General features: G+C 68.4%; 1 protein-coding gene. It reads right to left on the reverse strand.

The genetic code is table 11. The features are described from left to right. Positions 1 to 63: 63 nt before the first annotated feature. Positions 64 to 1,278, reverse strand: a complete 1,215-nt coding sequence (locus ACFV88_RS35985) for an IS110 family transposase (protein ID WP_385496440.1) — start codon at positions 1,276 to 1,278, stop codon at positions 64 to 66. Positions 1,279 to 1,542: the final 264 nt, after the last annotated feature.

Genomic DNA, 1,542 nt, shown 5'->3' on the forward strand with positions numbered 1-1,542 from the left:
GGGGGGGTGCCTCTATGTCGTTCGTCAATCCCGTGCTGTCGGTTTTGGGTGTGTCGGTCCCGTTCATGTGGCGGGGGTCGTGGTGGGGGTTCGGGACTCGTAGAAGGTTCCGTCGCGGAGCATCGCGAACAGGACGCTGATGCGCTGGCGGGCGAGGCGGAGGAGTGCTTGGGTGTGGGTCTTTCCGCGGGCGCGTTGCTTGTCGTAGTAGGTCCGGGAGGCGGGATCGGCGTTCATGCAGGCGAAGGCGGACAGGAACATGGCCCGTTTGAGCTGCCGGTTTCCGCCTCGGGGTGCGTGTTCGCCGTGGATCGAGGTTCCCGACGATTTCGTTGTCGGGGCCAGGCCCGCGTAGGAGGCGAGGTGGGCGGCGGTGGGGAAGCTGCTGCCGTCGCCGACGGTGGTCAGCAGCACAGCTGCGGTCCTGACGCCGACTCCCGGCATCGAGGTCAGGACCTGGGAAAGAGGGTGGGCCTCCAGCAGGGTGTTGATCTGGGTTTCCAGGGCCCGGCGTTGTTCGTGGACAGCGCCCAGGGAGCGGGCCAGGGAGGGCACGATGGTGTCGAGGGTGCCGGTCCCGGGCACGATCACGGTCTGCTCGTCCAGTGCGTCGAAGACCTCGTCGATCAGCCGGGCGGCCATGCGCGGGGCCTTGGGGCGGATGAGCTCGACGAGTCTGCGGCGGCCGGCTTTCCGCAAGGCGGCCGGGGATCCGTGGCGTTCCAGCAGCCAGGTGACGGCCTGGTGGTCCAGACGCGGACCGAGGACGCGTTCGAGGCTGGGGTGGAACTGGGTGAGCAGGCCGCGTATCCGGTTGCTGGTGCGGGTGGCCTCGGCGGCGAGATCCTGGTCAAAGCCGGTCAGGACGGCCAGTTCGGCAGTGATCTCGTCGGTCAGTTCCAGCGAGCGCAGGGTGTGGGGCAGAGTGCGGGCTGCGTCCGCGATCACCGCCGCGTCCCTGGCGTCCGTTTTCGCCTCGCCCGGGTAGAGATCGGCGATCCGCCGCATAGCCAGTCCGGGCAGGTAAGCGACCCGGCAGCCCGCATCCCGGGCGACGGCCAGGGGCAGGGCGCCGATCGAGGCCGGCTGGTCCACGATCACCAGGACGGTGCCGAACTTCGCGATCAGCTTGTCGAACACGGCCCGCAGTTTCGGCTCGCTGTTGGGCAACTGCTTGTCGAAGACCTTCTTCCCGGCCGGAGTCAGCCCGTGCCCGTGATGGGCCGTCTTGCCGACATCCAGGCCGAGGAACACGCCCACGTCATCGGTATCGAACATCGCACCCTTCCCACAAGGGTTGGCGGTGCCGGCCTCGGCAGTGGTGTCGTGCGCGCGCATCCACGTTATGCAGACCTGCCGCCCACGAGCTGTCCGGCATTGCACCGGACCAGGCGGTGGCCGGACCTCTCATCAGCGTCTCCGACGACACCTCCCAGGCCCGGTGACACCACCCCCCAGGTCATGCCCTCGACAGGGGGACACAGTCATACCGGGCCCGGAGGCCAGCGGTCCCGTTGCAGGACCGCGAAAAAGATAACGGGG

It is taken from the genome of Streptomyces sp. NPDC059816 (genome assembly GCF_042732055.1).
GTDB lineage: Bacteria > Actinomycetota > Actinomycetes > Streptomycetales > Streptomycetaceae > Streptomyces.